Source organism: Roseovarius albus, from assembly GCF_900172335.1.
In the GTDB taxonomy this organism is placed as follows: Bacteria; Pseudomonadota; Alphaproteobacteria; order Rhodobacterales; family Rhodobacteraceae; genus Roseovarius; species Roseovarius albus.
Window position 1 is genome coordinate 68,781 of sequence record NZ_FWFX01000010.1, and the last position, 20,214, is coordinate 88,994.

The following is a 20,214-nucleotide window of genomic DNA, read 5'->3' on the forward strand; positions in this document are numbered from 1 at the left end:
TCACATGTGCAAGCAGGGACTGAGCCTTACGGTTTCAAGATTAATCTCCGAGCAGCTTGAACAGGGGCGAGAATGCTCGATACGAGAGTTTCTCGAACCATGAGAGAGTTGCGCGGCCATCACCGGATTTTATGGTGACTTTTTCCCCTGTCTTGGCCGCTTGAGCGAGCCAAATGTTCCCCGTGAAAACATGCAGGTGATCCAGCCCAAATTCATTGCCACAAATGCCAAGCTCGACAGGAGTTCCGAGCTCTTTTGTGAGCTGGGCTTCGACGGATGACGGATCGTCAATAAACGCCTCGTAGTCAACAATGCTTAGATTGCTGTGGTCAAAGACCTTAAGTTGGCGGCGGAGACCGCGAACCCGAAAAAGAATTACACTTAGATATACCGGAGCGAAGAGCGGAAGATAAAATCTATTCCGGCGTTTTGCCCGCTTTAGGCGGGATGCGTAGGTTTGAATGTGTGATCTGCGAACGTAAATGACATGTATTGGAAAGTCTGAATACTGATGCAGCACTTGCAGGCGTGTGAAGTTTTTTGAAGCATCCACTACAAAATCGACATTCAATGTTGATGACAGCTCATGCATGAAGTTTTGGTGGCGCAGTGCGTAGTCTTTAAGCTCTTCTTTTTCAAAGAGATATTCCGGGCGGACTCCAAGTAACGTCAAGAGCCTGATCCACAATGGTCTAGAGCGCTTATCAATGGTTCTCAGAGTTTGATCCTGAGAGAATGTCAGCGTTTCTATCTGGTTTTCAGAATCGCTCTTCACACAATTCAGAACAGGCCGCCAAACAGGACAATCATCCACTTTTTGACCGCACGAGCAAATTTTTTTGTGGTGATAGTCGTTTTCCAGATAGTTAACTTCGCCGGCATTGAAAAAGCTCTTGCTGTAGCCTAAGGCCGCTGAAAATAGCGTGGTGCCAGAATATGCCAGGCCAGTGATATAAATTACTTTGGGTGAATTCATTTCCATTTTATTCCAAGCCGAAAAATTTAACTTGGCCATGCGCAGCAAGGCTGGTTCTTGAAATCGCTACATGTTTCTAACACTTATTTTCGCCTCTACCGAGCGCCTTTATCACTGCGCCTTTTAGAAATGGCGGGTTTGCAACACTCGAGACTTCAAATTTGTGGTCATAAATTGCCGTTCTTTGCGGTAGTGTGGTACTCACTTTCATAAGAAGTTTTGAACACACGTTAACGACTGAAACAAAGGCCAGACAGGTATTTTATGGCGATTGCGAAATCAGACAAGATGCCACTTGGGCTCCTTACATTGGTGGTTTTTGCCTTTCTCATTTCTGGCGTCCCAAAGTTAAATATCAGAGTAGGGCCGGTTCCGGTCTACATGATTGATTTCGTTATCCTCTTGATGACCTATTTTGCACTCAAGCGACCGGGCTTTGGTTCAATAGGGCAGCCTTTCGCAGTGGCGGTAGTATTATTGCTGTGTTTCGGGCTTATCGGAGAGACGGTCGGATTTGTAAAAACGGGTAACGTATTCGAACATATGTACGTCGCTATAAGAATGACAATCGCCTTTTTGGTCTTTTTCGCGGTGGGAAGACTTGTCAGAGGTCCAGAAGATTTTGCCCCTATTCTCAAGGCGATTGTTCTTGGATTACTGATCACCAGCGCAATGATGATTTTGACATCTCTACCAATGACCCGAGGCTTTGTGACCAATTTTGTCCTGGACAACAATTTCCTCGACCCGGCCAGCGAGCGGGTCGCTGAAAAGTACCTTTCAAAAGGTGATTCTGGTGTGAGAGGGCGCACGTTAGTCGGGGTGTCGATTTTGGGTGCGACGTTTATCAACCTGATGTGGCCTCTTGCGGCCTTGCTGATCTGGGGAAAAATACACGTCAGCCGCTTCTGGAAAAACCTGGCGCTTGTGGCCTGTGCTCTCGCACCACTCGGCGTTTTGATGAGCTATTCTCGGGGGCCTATCGCGGGTATGATTCTAATCATTTTGGGTGCCATTTTTCTGCGGGCACCGGCAGTTCGAAAAGGTATATTGATTCCTGTCTTGATAGGTTTCGTGTTAGTAGGATCAGTTGGCATAAAATCGGAGGTGTTCTTTTTTGAAAGAATAACCAATAGAACCGCCGCAATTTTCGATGATCCCTTCGAAGATGAGCGTGAAAGCGAGAGGATATTAGCCTATGTTGACCCGTTTTATCATGCGGCTGAACATCCGATGTTCATATTTGCCGGCGAGGGCAACGCCATCAACCGATCGTGGAATGTTCACGCTCAGGTATCGGGACGTGCTAACCACGCTCTGTTTGCCTCATCTTACTATTCTGGCGGCTTGATTTCCTCGTTCGTCTATATGTTCTTGATGCTGAACGGGTTCTATTTTGCCTATTGGCATTTGAGACGACGGCGATGGACTGCCTCGTCGGGCTATAGCCAGGCACTTTTTCTGTCTATGGTTGGTTTAGTTCCCTGGGTGCTTTTTGGGCACGCGATGGTATCGACAGCGCGGGGTGCCATGATGTTCTTCTTTATCTTTGGGCTTTTGAGCACTCTGCGGAAATTCCCTCTGCAATCGGAGGTTCCCCCGAAACATGTGTTACAACAGGTGATGCATAAGCCGGCATAAGGAGTGTCAGGAAGGGGCAGCACTCAGGCAAAATCCTGAGTGCGGATCCAAATTCTTCAAACAAAGACATCGCCAGTCGTTCAGTTTTTCCTAAAAACAATTTCGAACCGTTCGCAGTAATCACGTAAGATCAACATTTGGACGAAACTGACCATTCTCCACAACAGGTGAAGTGGGAAGAAAAATGTAAAGTAACCGGAGAATTTCACCCGATGAATTTGTTCAACAACCCCACCCTGTGATTTGATCAACTCTGCCATCTCAGAGGGGGACATTTTGTCATAATATGCTTTAAAGCCATCTGTGTGTTTCGACGGGTATAATTTGACCAAAATCCGCTTTTTAAATCTTTCGGGCAATATTTTGTTGATATGGCTGAATATTGCATGACGGGATGGCGCGCTGATGTAGCAAACCGCATCGGGCTTCATCATCTCATATAGACCGCGAAGCGCGGCATTCGTGTCAGTAACATGCTCCAAAGTATAACGGCATAAAATAACGTCGAACTTCATATCCAGTGGCGGTTGGGTGATATCTGCGACGATCGTCTGAGTATAAATACCCGGGGGCGCACGTTCTAATTCATCAGGATCAATATCAATGCCCGTATATGTAATTTCTGGGGGCCTTTGGGTGAGATATGGTTGTTTCCCGCCACCAATATCGGCGACGTCACCTTTTAGCTGAATATTCTCCAAAATTTTGCTGCGATCCGGAAAATACCCTAAAGCGCGTTCAAAAGATAAGGATAGTTTTTTGTTGAATTTAAGAAAGCTCATAGTTCTTCTGCAATAAATAAAATGACTCGTCAGATTGTGTCGTCTTGGCCCGCTTCAGAAATTTATTCGAAAAGCATAACGGGCTGATCGGTTTTAGTCGAGGCTGCGATCTTATAGGAGGGCAGACTATACAAGACTCGCTTGCCGGCGACAGAGCGTTGTTGTTGCGGTCAGACAAGATGACTATTGCGCACAAATCGATCAGCTACCGTAATAGTCGCGGTATTTGCCTTTGTAGTAATTGTAACCGTCATAGGAATATTTTGCGGCGCGCGCCTCGTTGATCATTGTCATGACAAGGCCGGCAATCGGCGCATCCACAGTGCGCATTTCCTTCAGGCCTGACAGCACCGCGCCACGTGGGGTCTTGTCCCAGCGGACCGCATAGACAACCGCATCCACCAGCTTTGATACGATCCGCGCATCAGTGACCATCAGCGCCGGCGGCGTGTCGAGGATGACCAGATCATAGGTCTTGCTCAGATCTGTAATGAGCTGCTCAAAGCGTCTTGAAGACAGCACGTCGGCAGCGCTGATCGAACCCTGACGTTCCTTTGTATGGGTCATCAGCACATGAAGGCCCGAAGTTGGCTCTTCATAGATCGCGTCTTTGATCGGGGTTGTCCCGTCAATGACGGACAGCAATCCGGGGCGATCTTCGGTGTCCTTGATCATATGGGCCAGTGCTGGCAGACGTAGATCGCAATCAACAATGATCGCCGATTTGCCCATCTGGCGGCTGGTCATCGCCACCAGCATCGCGCTTGTGGTTTTGCCTTCATGCGGAACGCTGGATGTAAACATCACCACCTTGGGTGGGTTGTCTACGTTAGAGAAAAGAATGCTGGTCCTAAGGCTACGGACGGATTCCGCTAGCGAAGAATTCGGTTTGCCGCGCAGGTTTTCCAGAACGGCCTGACGTTTCATTCGCGTGCCAATCGACGGCAGGGTCCCCAGAACCGTTTCGCCGGAAATTTCCTCTAGCTGATCAGGAGAGCGGAAAGTGTTGTTCAGCATGTTCAGCAGGAAGACGATCCCGATACCAGCTACCCCGCCCAGGAACATAGTCAGCATCATGGTGCGGCGCTGCTGTTGAGATCGCGCATAAAGCGGAACCTCGGCAGGCGAGAGGATGCGGGCGTCCGCTGCTTGCAGATCTTTCTGCGCATTGGTTTCTTGCAACCGTGCGAGGAGGCTTTCGTAAAGCACCCGGCTGGCTTGGGCTTCGCGCTCATACTGGCGCAATGTCACCTCTTCCGCCGCTTGGCTAAAGGCATTCTGCTCCAGCTGGCGCACTTGGCCGACCAAGGTCGCTTCTCGTTCCTGTGAGGCGATCAGGTCGTTCTGGGCGGCAGCAACGATCTTGCCAGCCTCAACGAGGACCTGTTCGCGGATGTGTTTGCGCACTTCTTCGAGTTGCCGTTTGGCCAAGACCAAGGACGGGTTGTCCTGCGAGACAGAGGCGCTAAGCGCTATGACCTGCGCCGCAAGATCCGTTTCTTGTTGCCTGATTTCACCGATCACCGGCGATGCCCGAAACTCTGAAACTGTGTCCAGAGCATCTGGATCATCCAATGCGTTCTTCAATCGGTTGTAATCTGCCTCAAGTCGTGTGGTTTCACTTTGGGCTCGCACCAATGAAGCGTTGAGAGCCGCCAATTGCTGTTCGGTGATCTCAAGGCTTTGGCCCTGCTCCGCAGCCAGTTCTGAGCGGGTGGCTTCGACCTTGTTTTCTGCTTCCTCAACGCGGGTTCTCAACTCATCAACACGGACACTCAGCCAACTGGTCGCGGCCGTTGTGGCTTCAAGCTTGGCCTCGAGTTGGTCGACAATGTACTGGTTGGCAGTCGCATTGGCGACATCAGCGGCTGTATCCGGGTCGGTTGAGATAAAGGAAATACGAAGCACGCGAGAATCACCGACGGGATTCAGCCACAAGCCATCTTTGACATTTTCCACAATCACCACGCGCAGGCGCTCTTCGCGTGCGATCCGATCTGCCTCGGTATACTCGACTGGCCCCTCTGGCGGGTCCATCAAACCAAGATCCCTCAAGATATCAGCAACCCCAGGGGGGAGCGAGACAAAGCTCTTGACGCGATCCAGGAGACTGGGTTCGTATTCACGCAAAGCCGGGTTGAATTCAGGGTCCTGGTCCAGATCAAGCTGATCGACCACCCGTTCAATCAGGCTGGTCGACGACAAGATCAGCATCTGATCTTCCAGCTTACCCTTGTCGAACCGCTCTTCGCCCAGGATATCTTGTAGATCGACGATGTTGTTTTGTCGAATGTCAAACATCACGGTTGCGTCTGCCCGGTAGGTGGGAACAATCTGAGAGGTGGAAAGATAGCCAATCACATAGGCGATCAGCAGGCAGATCGCGATAATCCATTTTCCCGCCCAGAGCTTTGAAACAAGCCCGCGGATATCGATCGTGTCATCGACGTGTTCAGCAGGGTCTTGCTGGGGAGGGGTCATGTTCACCGGACGTGGTAAGATCAAAGGTTCAACTGAATTTGTCACTCTATACACACCTGATTTAGAAACAACTTTTGACGAAAATTAAAATTCGAATCTACACCTAATACTGCCGAGAATAGCAACTTTCTGGCAAACGATTGTTTGTCAGGGGCGGCGTGATTGTACACTATATGCCTTCTCCGTACATCCACATCAAGATAGCAGCTTTTTGCTTGCCGGGGCAAGAAATCATATACATGTTATAATGATACGCGGACAGTGTGTTATAAAAATGTCCGAGTTTTGTTAATCAAGTCTGGTGCACAAGAAGGTGCTGATTGTGGGGATTGAAACGATAGAGCGGATTGTCCGCATCGCGGCGATTGTGGTGTTTCTGGCACTGGCCTGGCTGTGTCTGGGTGGGGAAACTCTGTTGGTCGCCCCAACGCCGATTTCAGGCTTCCTGGCCCATATGCTGATGTTCTTCTTTCTCGGCGCTGCCAGTTGCTTGGGCTGGGTTGAGACAGCCCCTCGCATGGTCGTTGTGGTGCTTATCTTGGCGGTGGCGTTCGAATTAGTTCAGGTGGTTCTGCCGGGGCGGAGCTTTTCCCTGCTCGACTTAGCCGGAAATCTGATCGGAGTGGCGCTGGCTTGGGTCTTTTATAAGGTCATGCTGAAATTCAAGCGAACTATTCGGGTACAGGTTCGGCGATAGCATTTACGGATGCCGGTGACGATGGTTCTTGTGCGGTCTTACTGATGCGCGCGCTTCGTGTCGAAAAACTATGCGTCCAACCCAGTGCTAGAATGACAGCGAACAACGCCGCAATGGCGGGCATTTGCAAGCTAAAATCAAACAGGGAATGGGTGGCCGCCGTCGCAATGGCGGCCAAGGCAAAGCACGGGAACGCACGGTTGCGATTGCGGGTCACGGTCGCACGATAGATACGGATGACGATGAGTAAAAGCGCGAGATAAAAGGCGGCAGCAGCGGGAATGCCAAATTCAAAAATGTTCTCAAGATAAGAGTTGTGCGCTCTGACCCACTCACCAATCGCGGCCTCGGCGGGCACATATTGGCGAAAGACATCGTGAAACGCCCCCATCCCGTGACCCAATAGAGGGCGATCCACGATTGCATTCACCACTTCGGGATAGATCAGGAACCGCCCGTTTTCGGCTTCGGTTGCCAAGATCCTACTGGTCATGCTGGTTGCACTTGTCAGGATAACGAACCCGACCACTGCGCCGACAGCCATTAAAAGCCAAGGATTCCAGCGTTGCCCTTTGCCTTTCCATGTCGCCACAAACACCACCAACCCAATTAGGGCAGCGATTCCACCTGCGCGGGATTGGGTCAGGGACAGCGCCCCCATACAAAGCAAGGCGCCAAGAGCGTATATCCAAGCGCCCCCAAAGAACCGCTCCAAGAGGTCCCGCACAAGGCTCTGCCAATGGTTGTCGTTGGCAGGAGTGTCATTGATGACATGCAGATAGGCAGCAATATTTGCCAAAATGCCGAAGGCTGCAAAAGTTGCATAGCTGTTGCGGTTGACAAACGTCGAGGTCACGACGCGGCTGTGCTCACCCTCTCCCAGAATTGGGTTATGCCCAGTCGCCAAGGCATAAAGCCCATAAATGGCAAAGAGAGTTGAGGCAAGCGCGATGCTTTTGAGCATCATTTCAGCGCGGGCCGTGGAAATAGAGGCGCGCAGCGCGACCCAGAAGATCATCGCATAGCACAGATACCGCATGACGATTAGATGCCCCTGCCCCGGATCCGCCGAGATGCGACCGGGCACATCGCCCAAGGCCGTCCAGACCGGATGGATGAAGGACGCCGGCATACCGGGAACAAGCTGGACTGCACCCCACGCGACCGCACCCAGATAGAGCGTTGCAGGCAGCCATAGCCCCTTTGTTTGCTTGGGGGTACGTTGCGCGCAGTCAATCAGCAACTGGAGGCTAAAAATAATCACAACTGCGAGCGATAGCAGAGACCATGAGACGGGCCGGTTTGCCCCCAGTGGCACGGCGGCCAATAAGACGCATCCCATCAACGCCCATAGAAGAGACCATTGCAGACGGGGGAATCGTTCTTTCGTTTTCATAGCACTACAGTTCCACAGGTTTACCTAATTACCGCTCACTAATTGCTGCCAACAGTCCCGACGATGCACTGCGACGTTGAGCGTTGTAACAAGGACACACCTGTATCGTGTTGTCACAGATTCCGGCGTATTGGTCCAGACAGATAGACAGATGCCGGGGCGAGGCCTACACTATGACCCACGCGTTTGTTTGCCGGGTATGCCTATGGGAAAGATTTTATGTCGTTGTTTGTGCGCTGTAGTGTTGATCGGCGCGGTCGTGAACTTCGCGGCTGTGTTCAAAACCAGCCCGGCGTTTAACAGCGAAGTCCGGGCGGAAAGTGTGTTTGGTGGTTGGCGGGTGCCCAATGCTGCGGCGCATTACGACCGATCAGAATATATGCTCGAACTTGGCTACACCTATCTCTTTGAGATTGGGACGACCTATGATCCGGTCACCGGAGAACCCGGGATCATCAGTATCGAGGAACTGGATGCACGCGCTCACAAAGCACAAGATCTGATCAAGCAGTCTTTGCGATTAGATCCGGCCAATGCTTCGGGTTGGGTCTATCTGGCGCAGGCCCAAGGGCGTATCAGCGAAATCGAGGCCATGCGTAATAGTCTTGAACGGTCATGGGAGCTTGCACCAAATAACGTGCAGCTTGCTCCGTTGCGATTGCAGCTCGTGATGCAGATCTATCAGACCAGCATGCATGCGCCCGAGCAGGTGGTGGCCCTATCCGATCAGGAGATAGCATCGGCGCGTCAGGATGTCTTGATCCTAAGGGAGCAATCGCCACGCTATCTTGAAAGCTTGATACCTGAATCTGATCCTGTTCGTGCCTTGCTGGATGACCTTGGACATGCGAACTCAAGCAGTTAAGCAGTACGCGCCGGATCCTGCGGGGATATCGACGTTGGACAAAACTTTGGGGTTTTGAAGAAGCGCAGGTCGCTTCAGCTGGGGCTCACATCATCCTTACAGCCGTGGTAATTCTTGTTGCGATACTTCTTTTTGTACTTCGCATTCACCAGATGTTTTTTCATCGTGTAGTAATACGGATGGTACTTGCCGTGCGACGACATCCAGCCTTCCAGTTCACCAATGACTCTATCCCAGTGAGCGGAATCATAAGAGTTGTATGATTTGCAATTGTAACACCCGACAGTGTCCGCATAAGCTGTTGAAATGAATGACGCAGAACAGGCGAAGCTGGCTGCTAAAGCAAGTATCTTTAAGTTAGTCATGAGCAATCCCCACAATACACAACACAATAACCGGTACAAAATACCCGATATATTTTCAAAAGTCCATCAGCATGGCAAATTCAAGTTTCACCCAAGATGCCAATGCAATTCACTGCAAGATCTGCCCCTTGTGTCGCGGGGAAAACTGCGCGACTTCCATGCTAAAGGCCACGACCAGAAGGGCAGCAGCGACCCATCGGGCATATGTGGAAAAACGGCGACACAGCCGAGCGTGGCCAGTGCGAAGATGCCTAAAGCTGCCACAATGCCCGTCTCGCGTTGCATGTCGATTCCAAAGGGTAAGGATCCAGAAACCCATGGCATGATCCCCAGCTCGCGCAGCGAAAGCCTCAAGCACAACAGCAGGTTTCACGCTTTGGCTCTCACGCAAAACCTTCTTTCACGAGGCCTTCAAAATAGGCAATCGTTGGAACCAGCCCCTCGCGCAGAGGGATTTTGGGTTCCCAAGCGAGGTGTTCTTTGGCCAGTGTAATATCTGGCTGGCGTTGCTTGGGGTCATCTTGCGGCAGCGGCTTGTGAACGATCTTGGACTTAGTGCCAGTCAGGTCGATCACTGCCTGTGCCAGCTCCAGCATAGAAAACTCGCCCGGATTGCCAGTATTGATCGGGCCGGTTACATCATCAGGCGTGTCCATCAGGCGGATGAAGGCATCTATCAGATCATCGCAATAGCAGAATGAGCGGGTCTGCTGACCATCGCCGAATATGGTGATGTCCTCGTTCTTGAGAGCCTGCATGATAAAGTTTGACACCACACGCCCGTCATGGGGGTGCATGCGCGGACCATAGGTGTTGAAGATCCGGGCAACCTTGATGCGCAAATTGTGTTGACGGTGATAATCGAAAAACAGGGTTTCGGCACAACGCTTGCCCTCGTCATAGCAAGAACGAACGCCAATTGGGTTCACATTGCCCCAGTAGGTTTCGGGTTGGGGGTGGATGTCCGGGTCGCCGTAAACCTCTGATGTAGACGCTTGCATGATCTTGGCGTCCAGACGTTTGGCCAGGCCCAGCATGTTAATCGCGCCATGAACTGAAGTCTTGGTCGTCTGCACTGGATCGTGCTGGTAATGAATCGGTGATGCTGGGCAAGCGAGATTGTAGATCTCATCAACTTCCACATACAGCGGGAATGTCACATCGTGGCGCATCAGCTCGAAATTAGGCGCGCTCAAGAGATGGCGGACATTACTGCGACGCCCGGTAAAATAGTTGTCAATGCACAGGACTTCATGACCAGCCTCGACCAGACGATCACACAGATGACTGCCGAGAAAACCCGCCCCTCCGGTGACTAGAATGCGCTTGGATGTAGGGTTAATGATGCGGGTGTCACTCATGAATTGTAATCCTGAAATTGCTTGCTTCCAGCCTTAGCATAGTTTCCCGTTCGGTCACGTCAAAATTCACCTGAACCCCGAGGGACCGATTCGATAAGTGAACGGATGAGTCTGAATATGAGTATAGAAAACAAGGGCGTTGAGTGCCCTTGGGTAATGCTCAAAATTGAGCAAACACTTTATGGATGTATCATTCCACGTTGCGTTGATTGACAAGCCCAAGTGCAGGCTCGAAACAGAGAATTTCCTTCCTTTGCAATCATTAATACTGTATTAAATTCACACCAATTACACACACGTGTGAAAATTTATTTATTGTGGTTAACGTTGTGGGGGGTATTATATTGCTCGATCTATTTTCTTCGGATCGTTATCGTGAATTTTCTGTCGGTAGCGACGCGGTTTGCCCAGATTATTATGACTGGGAAGTACTGCTAAATAAAAAAGAATACAAAACGTTCAGGTTCAGAGCGTTTAAATTTGTTGTGGATAAAGGCTTGGCGCTTTTGGTTATGCCTTTCATTGCGTGCTTAGCGATCCTTTTCTTTTTCATAAATCCAATGGTCAATCCGGGTCCGGTGTTTTTCAAACAAAAACGTATGGGCAAGGACGGCAAACCATTCATCATGTGGAAGTTCCGCACGATGGTTCCGTCAGACTGTGAGTCGCGGGATCCAAATGCGCCGGTTGAGACATGCCGAATCAAGCCCTTCGGGATGGCCCTGCGAAAGTCGCGCGTGGATGAATTGCCAAATTTCATCAGTGTGCTTTTGGGCCAGATGAGCTTGGTTGGGCCACGCCCTGATGCCTTTAACCATGCGGACAGTTTTTCCAGCAAGGTGCTCGGATATCAGGAGCGTCATCGGGTGTTGCCCGGGATCACCGGCCTCGCGCAGGTCGAGATGGGTTACGCAGAAGGAGAGCTCGAAACCGCTCTTAAGGCAAAGTACGATAATATCTACGTTGCGCGCTGCTGCGGTCGGATGGATCTTTATATTATCTTCCGGACGTTCGGCGTTGTTTTGCGCGGCTTGGGAAAATAAATCAGGAAATCCATAATTTTCCGGTGTGTTTAGTGTGAGATTCTGATCAAACTTGGAATCTCTAGAAGTTATTTTGAGATCGGGAATGTCATTATGGAAGGTTGGAACGCAGTTCTAAAATTTTCCGACGTGTCGGCGTCAACTTTAAGACCGTCCGTAAAGGAAGTTAGTAATTCCGAGGATCCCGACTTTTGATGGCGAAAGGTTCCACTGCAGCTTTCAAAGGTCTCAAGATTGCGTTCCTCCTTTTGGGGGATCGCAACAAAGCCAGTTCGCGGGTGCGCGGCTATTGGATCGGCGAAGAGCTGGAAATACTCGGACATCGGGTTTCTTATCATCGTACATCGCGCCGACGTGACTATTTGCGGATGCTAGCTGTAATGCTGCGTCACGACGTTCTTATTTTTCAAAAACAGTACTCTCGTTATGACATTGCGCTGTTGCGCTTAGCCAAGATTATGGGCAAGCGGGTGTTTTTTGACATAGATGATGCACCTTCGCGGATCGAGCGAGAGGTAACTAAACGCAATGCCGCAACTATGATGCGCGAGACCCATGGAGTTTTCACGGGTAGCCATAATTTGGAGGCACTGGCCCAAGAATCTGGCGGGGCCGTGCATTTTATTCCTTCGGGCATCCGCTTAAGCCAATACCAAATACAGACAAAAAGTGAGGCCGTACCGGTCTGTCTGGGCTGGATCGGAAATGGTGCCCATTACGTAGAGGACCTGACCACGATCCTTGAATCACCCTTACGCCTTCTTGCGGCAAAATATGATATCCGTCTAAAAATTGTCGGGGCGTGTGGTGAACAAAAACTAGCGGAAACCTTCGGAGCTATTCAAGGGCTGACGCTTGATCTGGTGGATCAGTTGAACTGGTCGGATCCGGACGAAGTCGCGGCCGCTGTGGCTGACTTTGACATCGGGCTCTATCCGTTGATTGAGAACAAGTTCAACATTTACAAATGTGCCTTCAAGGCGCTGGAGTATATGGCCACTGCCATCCCGGTAGTGGCAAGCGATGTCGGCGCAAATGGCGATGTCGTCACTCATGACTCGGATGGATATTTGGTTTCCACGTCAGACGAATGGGCCACCTGCCTGTCGCACCTGATTGAGGATGACGGTGAAAGGAGAAACTTCGGGGTGCGTGGCCGTACGAAGGTGGAAGAGCGCTATAGCACCAAAGTGCTGGCGGCCCAGATTTCGGAGCTGTTGTGATGGTCACGATGTCAGAACAGCAGCACAAACCAATCAAGGTTGCATTTGGTTCCGTACCCAAAGACAGCGGCACGTTCACCTTTTATCGTAATATTCGCCCTGCGCTCGCCGCGCGAGGGATCTCGCTTTACTGCGTAACTGTGGGAAAGCCGCAGTCAGACCTCTGGGAAGAGGCTTATGTCGATGATGGCTGTGTTCGGTTGGCGGAGAGGTCTCTGAGCATGAAACGCCAGGCGCAAGCCTTTACGAAATGGTGCATAGATAACGATATCGACTGTGTCATGGCGATTAATTCCGAAGGCATATTGTCCGCTATCCCGCATTTGCCTGCGCGTATGCGCGTTTTGTCACGCTGCGCCAATGCATTTGATCATGGATACCGCATTACTATGTCTGGTCGGGAGCGGCTGGCGCGAATCGTCGCCCTGACGCCTCGGCTTCGTGATGATCTGGTCGCTGATTATGGAGCTGACCCGGCCAAGATTGTGCTGATCCCCAACGGGATTAAAGCGTCCAAATTTGAAGCCGCTGCCCAGCGAAAGCGCGGAACTGGCGCGCGCTTGGAATTGGGCTTTCTCGGGCGTCTGGAGCATAATCAGAAGGGTGTGATGTATCTGCCTGCCATTGTCGATGCACTCAAGGCACGCGGGGTGCCATTCCGGTTGAGGATTGCAGGCAAAGGCGTGGACCGGGCACGGCTGGAGGAGGCGATGGCCTCCCACCTATCCGAAGGCAGCGTTGAGTTTGTGGGGGCACTCACCCCTGATGAAATTCCTCAGTTTTTGGGAGAGACGGATATCTATCTCTTCACCTCCCATTTCGAAGGTTGTCCAAATGCGCTGCTTGAGGCGATGATGGCCGGGTGCGTACCGGTATGTGGCCTAATCTCAGGCATCACCGATTTTCTGATTGAAACCGGACACACAGGATTCATTGAGAAATTGGGCGATGCGGAGGGGTTCGCGGATGTCATCGCAAGGTTGCACGAAGATCGCCCAAAGCTAGCAGCGCTCAGTCAGGCCGTGGGGGCCGAGGCACGGGTGCAGTATACGGATGAGGTCGCGGCCAATGCTTATTCAGGGATGATCCGAGATGTTATGTCGGAACCGCCCCCGGAGTGGACCCCCCGTCCGTGGGGTGCCTTTAAACCTGATCCAAATTTTCCTGGTTACTGGCGGCAACGCATCCCGGCGGGGCTAAAGACGTTTTTACGGAAGTTTAGATAGTGCGGGTTCTACAGGTCATAAACCATTTCGGTTATCAAAGCGGTGGGGCTGAGCGTCTTGTTCAGGACCTGCATGTGGATCTGCTTGCAGCTGGCGTGGATGCGCATCTGGTAGCGCTAGGGCAGTGCGAGACGATCGAGTTAAAAAATGCCGTATCCCTCGGATTTTCGAGTCCTTACAAACCGGGAGCCATTCTCACTTTGCGTAAATATCTCAAAGAGATGACCATAAAGCCGGACGTTGTGCATGCGCACCTTTTCCCAACCAGCGCTTATGTCTCCGGCCTCAAAAGGGTCGGCGCAATCCGCTGTCCTTTGGTGTTTACAGAGCACAGCACATCAAACAATCGCCGGGGTTCGGCGATCGGGAACCTTATAGATCCAATGATTTATAGTCGGTTCGAAAACATCTATTGTATTAGCGATGGGACAAAGGACAGTTTGACTGCAGCGTATCCGGCTTTGAGGAACAAAACCGAAGTCATTCTGAATGGTGCTCATTTGAAGTTTGACCATTATGCCAAGCGCAACACAACAGATCGGGTGAAAATTGTATCAGTAGGTCGTTTGCGCAAGGCCAAGAATTATCCTACAGCACTTGACGCAATTGATTTACTATCCGGGCAAAATTGTGAATACCGGATTATAGGCGACGGCGAATTGCGTGCGGAACTGGAAGAAAAAGCCGCAACGATGGATACGCCCGTGCGCTTTGAGGGTCATGTCAGTGATGTCGGCCCCTATTTACAGGAGGCGGATATTTTCCTGATGCCATCGCTTTGGGAAGGATTTGGTCTGGCTGCTGTCGAAGCAATGAACGCGGGATTGCCGGTGGTGGCCTCCGACATCGCGGGGCTGCGAGAGGTCGTAGGGACTGATGGGACCTGTGCTCTGTTGGTGCCTCCAAAAGAGCCGCAGGCGATTGCGGATGCCCTTTGCTCTTTGATCGAAGACACCGAGAAACGGCAGAGTTTGGGAAAGGCTGCCTTCCAGCGGTCTGTTGGTTTTGACAAGCGACTGATGGCGGAAAAATATATTGCCGCCTATCAATCCATCACAAACGAGGCCGCCAATGCTTGAGAGATGTCGTCGCGAAGCAATTGCAGTGTTTGTGTTAACGGCAGTTCCTACCTTGATTACCCGTGTAAGAACTGCTTCTTATTCTTTCATTAACTCCGATATTTATTCCTCAATTTCATATTTTCTACTTCACCCCATACATATTCTGAAAAAAAATGGTTACGCTCTGCTGAGGATGGAGAGATGCCGGTACATCCGGAATTCACACAAGGGGACAGGACATGCCTACGGTCGTCTTATTACTGTCTGACAAGCGCTCTGGGTCGACCATATTGCAGGAAGAACTGTGCAAGCATTCCGGCATCCGACACGTCGACTATTCCCCCCACACTTATTTTGAGACCCATCATTGGCTCAAGGCATCGGTGGTTTTGAACCGGCCTGACGCTCTCTATTCAGGATCAAAGCAATATGGTGGGTATGGTTCACGGGAGAATGCGAGGACCTATCTTGTTGATACGCTCAAGGGAAACATGCCCGATTACGAGCCGCCGGAGAGTGACGAGGACCTAGTTTTCGAAGGTTGGGAGGCTTTGTGCCAAACCTTCGCGCAGCCGGTCTTTTTCGAGAAGTCACCACAGATCCTTGCCGAATGGTGTGCGCTCAGCCTGATCATGGAATGGGTCCGCCGGACAGATCTGGATGTAAAGATCATCGGCCTGGTGCGCAATCCACTGGCAGTCCAGTATTCTGCGCATGAATTGTTTTCTACAGATTCTGAAACGCGCCAATTCGGCTGGCTCAACATTCAGCGCAATCTTCTAAGCATTCAGTCCATGCTGCCATCGGATATGTACAAACTGGTGCGCTATGAAGACATCATTGCAGACCCCAAGCAGAGTTTGGCAGATCTGTGCGACTTCATCGGCGTGGAGTACGAAGATGAAATCGGCAGTGCCGTCCATACGTCATCAAAAGAGAAATGGATGGCGAATGAGAGTTACACCTTGCAGCTTGATCGCTCGGTCGTGCAGATTGCCAAGGCCTTCGGCTATCAGGATGCGGAATTGGTCAATCCGCATAAACCAACTGCCGCCACCATTGCCGCCATGCGGCCCAATTTCAAAACCCGTACCCGCAATCGGATCACCCGCTTTCGAGATCGAGTGATCCGCCCTGTGTATCTGAAACTCAAAGCCACACGTGCGACAAGGAAATGAATGATATGCCGCGTCCAAGTCTCGGAGTTGTATCGATCTCCTATAATGAAGAGCGGGATATTGGGGGGTTTCTGGAAAACCTCGCGCCTTGGGTGGATGAGATTGTGATTGTCGATGACGGATCCTCAGACCGGACAGAAGAGATGCTGCAGGCCTACGGTGACAGGGTCAAATTCCTTAAAAGCCCGCGCGTAGAAGGCGAGTTTTTCAGCCACCAACGCAACAAGGGGATTGATGCGGCCACCAGTGACTGGTTACTGCATATGGATATTGATGAACGGGTGAGCCCTGAACTCGCATCAGAAATAGTCGAGGGCATTGGTGATGCTGGGAAGGATGGCTATCGCTACCGGCGGCTGAACTACTTCATGCATCGCCCTATGAAGGGCGGCGGATGGCGGGACTGGAATCTGGTCCATTTGGCGCGGCGGGACAAGTTCCGCTTTGGTGGGATGTTCCACGAAGATTGCCTGATAGATGCGCCCGCCGAACGGATCGGTCAGCTTCACGGATTGATGATCCATTTTAATGAGGACAGTTTCGAAAAGCGCCTCCGCAAAAGCACGACCTATCTGGAAGAAGTCGCCAAAGGCGTCGAGGGACGCAACCGTCCCGTCACATGGATCGATGTGGTCGGGCGCCCAATTGCAGAATTCATCCGCAAATATGTCATCAAGCGTGGATTTCTGGACGGCCTGCCAGGCTTCATCTCAGCAGCACATTCAGCCACAGCGATTTTCAGGGCCAATGCGCTGGTCTGGGACAGGCAGAATGCGATTTCACGAGACCAGCTTGATAAAGACCTCAAGCAGATGTGGGTAAACGAACCAGTCCCGAGGTCGAGCGCGGACTTACAAAGTACTGCCTCTGAATGACCACAGCCCCCCATATCCTGTTTCATCGGCCCACGTTGTGGGACTCTGACATCCAATGCTCGACCAAGGTATTGGCACGGCTCTTTGCTGGCCGCGGGTTTGATGTAAGCTATTTGGAAAACCCACTTGATCCTATCCATCTGCTGCGTGGCAAGGGCTACGCGCAAGAGTGGAAAAAAGGCCCCCGTATCGACAAGGGCGTACGGATCCTGAATCTGGCCACACCCATGCCAGTGCGCGATGTCTGGCCTTTGAACACGCGGGCAGCGTCTTATTTGAAATATAGCCTCATGATGCCATCGCTCCAATCTCGCGTGATGTCAGAGGGGCGGTCGGCGCCTGATTTGATTTGGACCACGGTTCCGGGCAGCGTCGCAGCGCTGAAAAAGTGTTTTCCCCAAGCGCAGATCGTGTTTCATGTAGTTGATTACTACCCGGCCTTTCGCGGCCCGGCCGTAGTACCGCTGGAGCGTCAGGATTATTCGTTGGCGGATGCGGTTTATGTCATCGGCACGAGTCTCAAGACCTATCTGCTGAATGATCTTGATGTCCCGGCCTCCAAGGTGACAGTGCTTGGGCAAGGAGCCGAGTTGGAAATCTATCAGGCGGAGACCTTAATCCCAGACGAGATGGCACATTTGCCGCATCCCCGCGCGGTCTGGTGCGGTGTTTTGGCAAAAGGTGATCCCGGATTGTTTACGGCCCTCGCCACAGAGCTCAAAGCGCGGGGCGGTTCACTGATCCTTATTGGCCCTGAAGCGCCTTGGGCGGATGATCTGGCCCGCCACATGCCGGACACCATCGCACTGCTGGGATCGAAAGCACCGGTAGATTTGCCCCGATACCTCAAGGCGGCGGATCTCGGTGTGATGCTTTATGATCGCGGGCGGCAGGAAGTCTATCGCGGGCAAAACCCACTCAAGCTATACGAGTATACGGCTGCCGGGCTTCCCGTGCTTTCCACGGCGCATGACGAATTCGAAACGCTGAACCCGCCGGTCGCGCAAATCGCGCAAGAGGAGGATGTGCCTGTCGCAGTAGAGGCTATCCTAGCGGACATGGATTGCCAGCAGGTCCAAGTTTCTGCTTTTGCGCTCCAGCACAGCTGGCAGGCCAAGGTCGATACGATCATGGAAAGATTTTTCCCCGAGATTTTGAACCAGCAGCAAGGAAAGACCGCATAGTGCTGAATGTTGCGTATTTTTCAAACCAGTTTGCAACGGCCCAAGGCCATGGCATCACCCGATATGCCCATGAGATGTACAAGGGACTGCACAAGTTTGATGATCTTGCCATCCGGCCCGTGGCGGCCTGGTCCTCTTTATCATCTGAACGGTTGTCTGCCCTGCAAGCAGAGACGGGGCTTGAACTTGTCAAGTTAGGACGCCGGGTAACGCCGCTGGCGTGGCATTATCTTGATGTACCAACACTTGAGCGGTTGATTGGAGGGACTGTGGATGTCGTCCATGCGGTCTCGCTGGGATATGCGATTGCCACACGGAAGCCCTATGTTGTGACTGTCCACGACCTGGGGCCGCTGACGCATCCGGAATATTTCACCAACACTAAGCCTTGGATCATGGAAAGAAGCCTGCGGCAAGCCGAGGCCCGCGCAGATGCGATTGTCTGCGTTTCGCAATCCACTGCGGACGAGGTTGAGGGTTATCTCGGTGCTCATGTGGCGGACCGGATCCGCGTGATCAAGGAGGGGGTGTCACCGGAGTTCTTCGCTCCAAGCGATATGACATGCTTGGCGGGGCTGGATTTGCCTGCCGATGATGTCCCAGTCATTCTGACGGCTGGAAAGATCAGCCCACGCAAGAATGTTCAGGGCGTCTTGAACGCACTGAAGCTGATTCTAGACAAAATTGATCATCATTTGGTTCTGGTTGGCGGCGCCGGGTGGGAAACCGAAGCAGTTCTAAAGGAACTGGATGACAGCGCCCTACAAAGCCGCGTCCATCTGCTGGATTATGTGACCAATGAGCAGCTTCGCGCCCTATATCGCCGGGCGTCGCTCTATATTCACCCGTCACTTTATGAAGGCTTCGGCTTGACCGTGCTAGAAGCCATGGCCTCGGGCGTGCCGGTAATTACGTCGAATACGTCGTCACTGCCGGAAGTGGCCGGCGGGGCGGGCCTATTGGTGGATCCGACCGATGTCGCCGATATTGCACAAGCCATCTGCGCCATCTGCACGGATGCCCCCCTCAGAGATGCGAAAATTGCTGAGGGCCTTGCCCGCGCAAAACTGTTCTCGTGGGACGAATGTTCCCGAGAATTGCGGGACGTGTTTGCAGATGTGGGGCGCTAACTCGGCTGCCTTAATCTAGAATATTCGGCATTGTGTTTAGGTGATTGGGCGGCGATTCACTTCCTTAAGTTGTTCATCCACACCACAAATCGCCTGCGCAAGTTCCGATTCAGGGAATGATCAAAAGATCAATCTCAATCGAATGATCTGCCCTATATATTTTTGGAGGAGCGCTGTAGATTTCATCGGAATGAAAGCTTTGGGAGGTAGAAAGATCGACCCAAAGGGTGCGAGCACAGCTGCGCAATCTTTGCAGTGCTGGCAATCTAAATTCACCACACCAATCCCTTTATAATGGCGTTACACATTGATATTAATACTTTTTTAAGGTCTTGAGCCAACACCTAAGGTTACAAAAATTTAGAAACCGGTGTGAATCTATCCCATCGCATAGCCTGCCTGAAGTCGGCGAATTTCCTCTAACGAAACTCTTGGAATAGGCAGATTTCTTCCGATTTCGGGCGGAATACCTAAACGGAGTTGTATAGAAACAATTGTGATGACATTGCCCAATTAAACACGGAATTGCCGTAGTTTCGGCCCGTAAGAGACAAAAATGAGCAGCAAATAACACAATGGAGCGAGATGTGGGTGGAGAAAGGAGAAAGACAGGGGATGTCGACGTGGCAGAAATTGCGGCGTCAGGTTTCGAGTATATTCACTGCTAGTTAGGAATGCGCTGTTCGCATTTCCCTTCACACCATCGCGCACACCTTCATGAACATGATCA

General features: G+C 51.6%; 17 protein-coding genes. 11 read left to right on the forward strand and 6 right to left on the reverse strand.

Annotated elements, in window-relative coordinates; translation table 11 throughout:
• Positions 1-40: 40 nt before the first annotated feature.
• Positions 41-1,015 carry a sulfotransferase gene (locus ROA7450_RS14925; RefSeq protein WP_085806675.1) on the reverse strand — a complete coding sequence of 325 codons (975 nt, stop codon included), beginning with the start codon at positions 1,013-1,015 and terminating at the stop codon, positions 41-43.
• Between the two features lie 225 nt (positions 1,016-1,240).
• On the opposite strand from ROA7450_RS14925, the gene ROA7450_RS14930 reads away from it, so the two are divergent.
• Entirely contained in the window at positions 1,241-2,617 is a 1,377-nt protein-coding gene (locus ROA7450_RS14930; protein ID WP_085806676.1) for a hypothetical protein, read from the forward strand.
• A gap of 80 nt (positions 2,618-2,697) precedes the next feature.
• On the opposite strand, the gene ROA7450_RS14935 is transcribed toward ROA7450_RS14930, so the two are convergent.
• Both ROA7450_RS14935 and ROA7450_RS14940 read right to left on the reverse strand, forming a co-directional pair.
• On the reverse strand, positions 2,698-3,399 hold the full coding sequence (locus ROA7450_RS14935) for a class I SAM-dependent methyltransferase (RefSeq protein WP_085806677.1): 702 nt from the start codon (positions 3,397-3,399) through the stop codon (positions 2,698-2,700).
• Positions 3,400-3,600: 201 nt separating this feature from the next.
• Positions 3,601-5,925: a GumC family protein gene (locus ROA7450_RS14940; protein ID WP_143534476.1), complete on the reverse strand. Its 2,325-nt coding sequence runs from the start codon at positions 5,923-5,925 to the stop codon at positions 3,601-3,603.
• 277 nt (positions 5,926-6,202) lie between these two features.
• Here ROA7450_RS14940 and ROA7450_RS14945 point away from each other — a divergent pair, with 277 nt between their 5' ends.
• Positions 6,203-6,577, forward strand: a complete 375-nt coding sequence (locus ROA7450_RS14945) for a VanZ family protein (protein WP_159454060.1) — start codon at positions 6,203-6,205, stop codon at positions 6,575-6,577.
• Here ROA7450_RS14945 and ROA7450_RS14950 read toward each other — a convergent pair.
• Positions 6,552-7,973 carry an O-antigen ligase family protein gene (locus ROA7450_RS14950; protein ID WP_085806680.1) on the reverse strand — a complete coding sequence of 474 codons (1,422 nt, stop codon included), beginning with the start codon at positions 7,971-7,973 and terminating at the stop codon, positions 6,552-6,554. The two genes, ROA7450_RS14945 and ROA7450_RS14950, sit on opposite strands and share 26 nt — an antisense overlap.
• A gap of 241 nt (positions 7,974-8,214) precedes the next feature.
• On the opposite strand from ROA7450_RS14950, the gene ROA7450_RS14955 reads away from it, so the two are divergent.
• On the forward strand, positions 8,215-8,838 hold the full coding sequence (locus ROA7450_RS14955; RefSeq protein ID WP_085806682.1) for a hypothetical protein: 624 nt from the start codon (positions 8,215-8,217) through the stop codon (positions 8,836-8,838).
• Between the two features lie 74 nt (positions 8,839-8,912).
• Here the strand turns inward: ROA7450_RS14955 and ROA7450_RS20810 are convergent, their stop codons facing one another.
• Both ROA7450_RS20810 and ROA7450_RS14960 read right to left on the reverse strand, forming a co-directional pair.
• On the reverse strand, positions 8,913-9,203 hold the full coding sequence (locus ROA7450_RS20810; protein WP_143534477.1) for a hypothetical protein: 291 nt from the start codon (positions 9,201-9,203) through the stop codon (positions 8,913-8,915).
• A gap of 383 nt (positions 9,204-9,586) precedes the next feature.
• Entirely contained in the window at positions 9,587-10,564 is a 978-nt protein-coding gene (locus ROA7450_RS14960) for a UDP-glucuronic acid decarboxylase family protein (protein WP_085806683.1), read from the reverse strand.
• Positions 10,565-10,893: 329 nt separating this feature from the next.
• Here ROA7450_RS14960 and ROA7450_RS14965 point away from each other — a divergent pair, with 329 nt between their 5' ends.
• From ROA7450_RS14965 to ROA7450_RS15000, 8 genes are all read left to right on the forward strand, one after another.
• Complete coding sequence (locus ROA7450_RS14965) at positions 10,894-11,607, forward strand: sugar transferase (RefSeq protein WP_503128371.1); 714 nt, start codon at positions 10,894-10,896, stop codon at positions 11,605-11,607.
• Positions 11,608-11,801: 194 nt separating this feature from the next.
• Positions 11,802-12,830: a glycosyltransferase family 4 protein gene (locus tag ROA7450_RS14970; protein WP_085806684.1), complete on the forward strand. Its 1,029-nt coding sequence runs from the start codon at positions 11,802-11,804 to the stop codon at positions 12,828-12,830.
• Entirely contained in the window at positions 12,830-14,056 is a 1,227-nt protein-coding gene (locus ROA7450_RS14975; protein WP_234999539.1) for a glycosyltransferase family 4 protein, read from the forward strand. Before ROA7450_RS14970 ends, ROA7450_RS14975 begins: the two co-directional genes overlap by 1 nt.
• Entirely contained in the window at positions 14,056-15,135 is a 1,080-nt protein-coding gene (locus ROA7450_RS14980) for a glycosyltransferase family 4 protein (protein ID WP_085806685.1), read from the forward strand. Before ROA7450_RS14975 ends, ROA7450_RS14980 begins: the two co-directional genes overlap by 1 nt.
• A gap of 221 nt (positions 15,136-15,356) precedes the next feature.
• Positions 15,357-16,295 carry a sulfotransferase gene (locus tag ROA7450_RS14985; RefSeq protein ID WP_085806686.1) on the forward strand — a complete coding sequence of 313 codons (939 nt, stop codon included), beginning with the start codon at positions 15,357-15,359 and terminating at the stop codon, positions 16,293-16,295.
• A 5-nt stretch (positions 16,296-16,300) separates the two neighbouring features.
• Positions 16,301-17,170, forward strand: coding sequence for a glycosyltransferase family 2 protein (locus tag ROA7450_RS14990; RefSeq protein ID WP_234999540.1), 870 nt, complete (start codon positions 16,301-16,303; stop codon positions 17,168-17,170).
• Complete coding sequence (locus ROA7450_RS14995) at positions 17,167-18,354, forward strand: glycosyltransferase (protein ID WP_085806689.1); 1,188 nt, start codon at positions 17,167-17,169, stop codon at positions 18,352-18,354. Before ROA7450_RS14990 ends, ROA7450_RS14995 begins: the two co-directional genes overlap by 4 nt.
• The gene (locus ROA7450_RS15000) at positions 18,354-19,484 is read left to right on the forward strand and encodes a glycosyltransferase family 4 protein (protein ID WP_085806691.1); all 1,131 of its coding nucleotides are present in this window, start codon (positions 18,354-18,356) and stop codon (positions 19,482-19,484) included. The genes ROA7450_RS14995 and ROA7450_RS15000 overlap by 1 nt, the downstream gene beginning before the upstream one ends.
• Positions 19,485-20,214 lie beyond the last annotated feature (730 nt).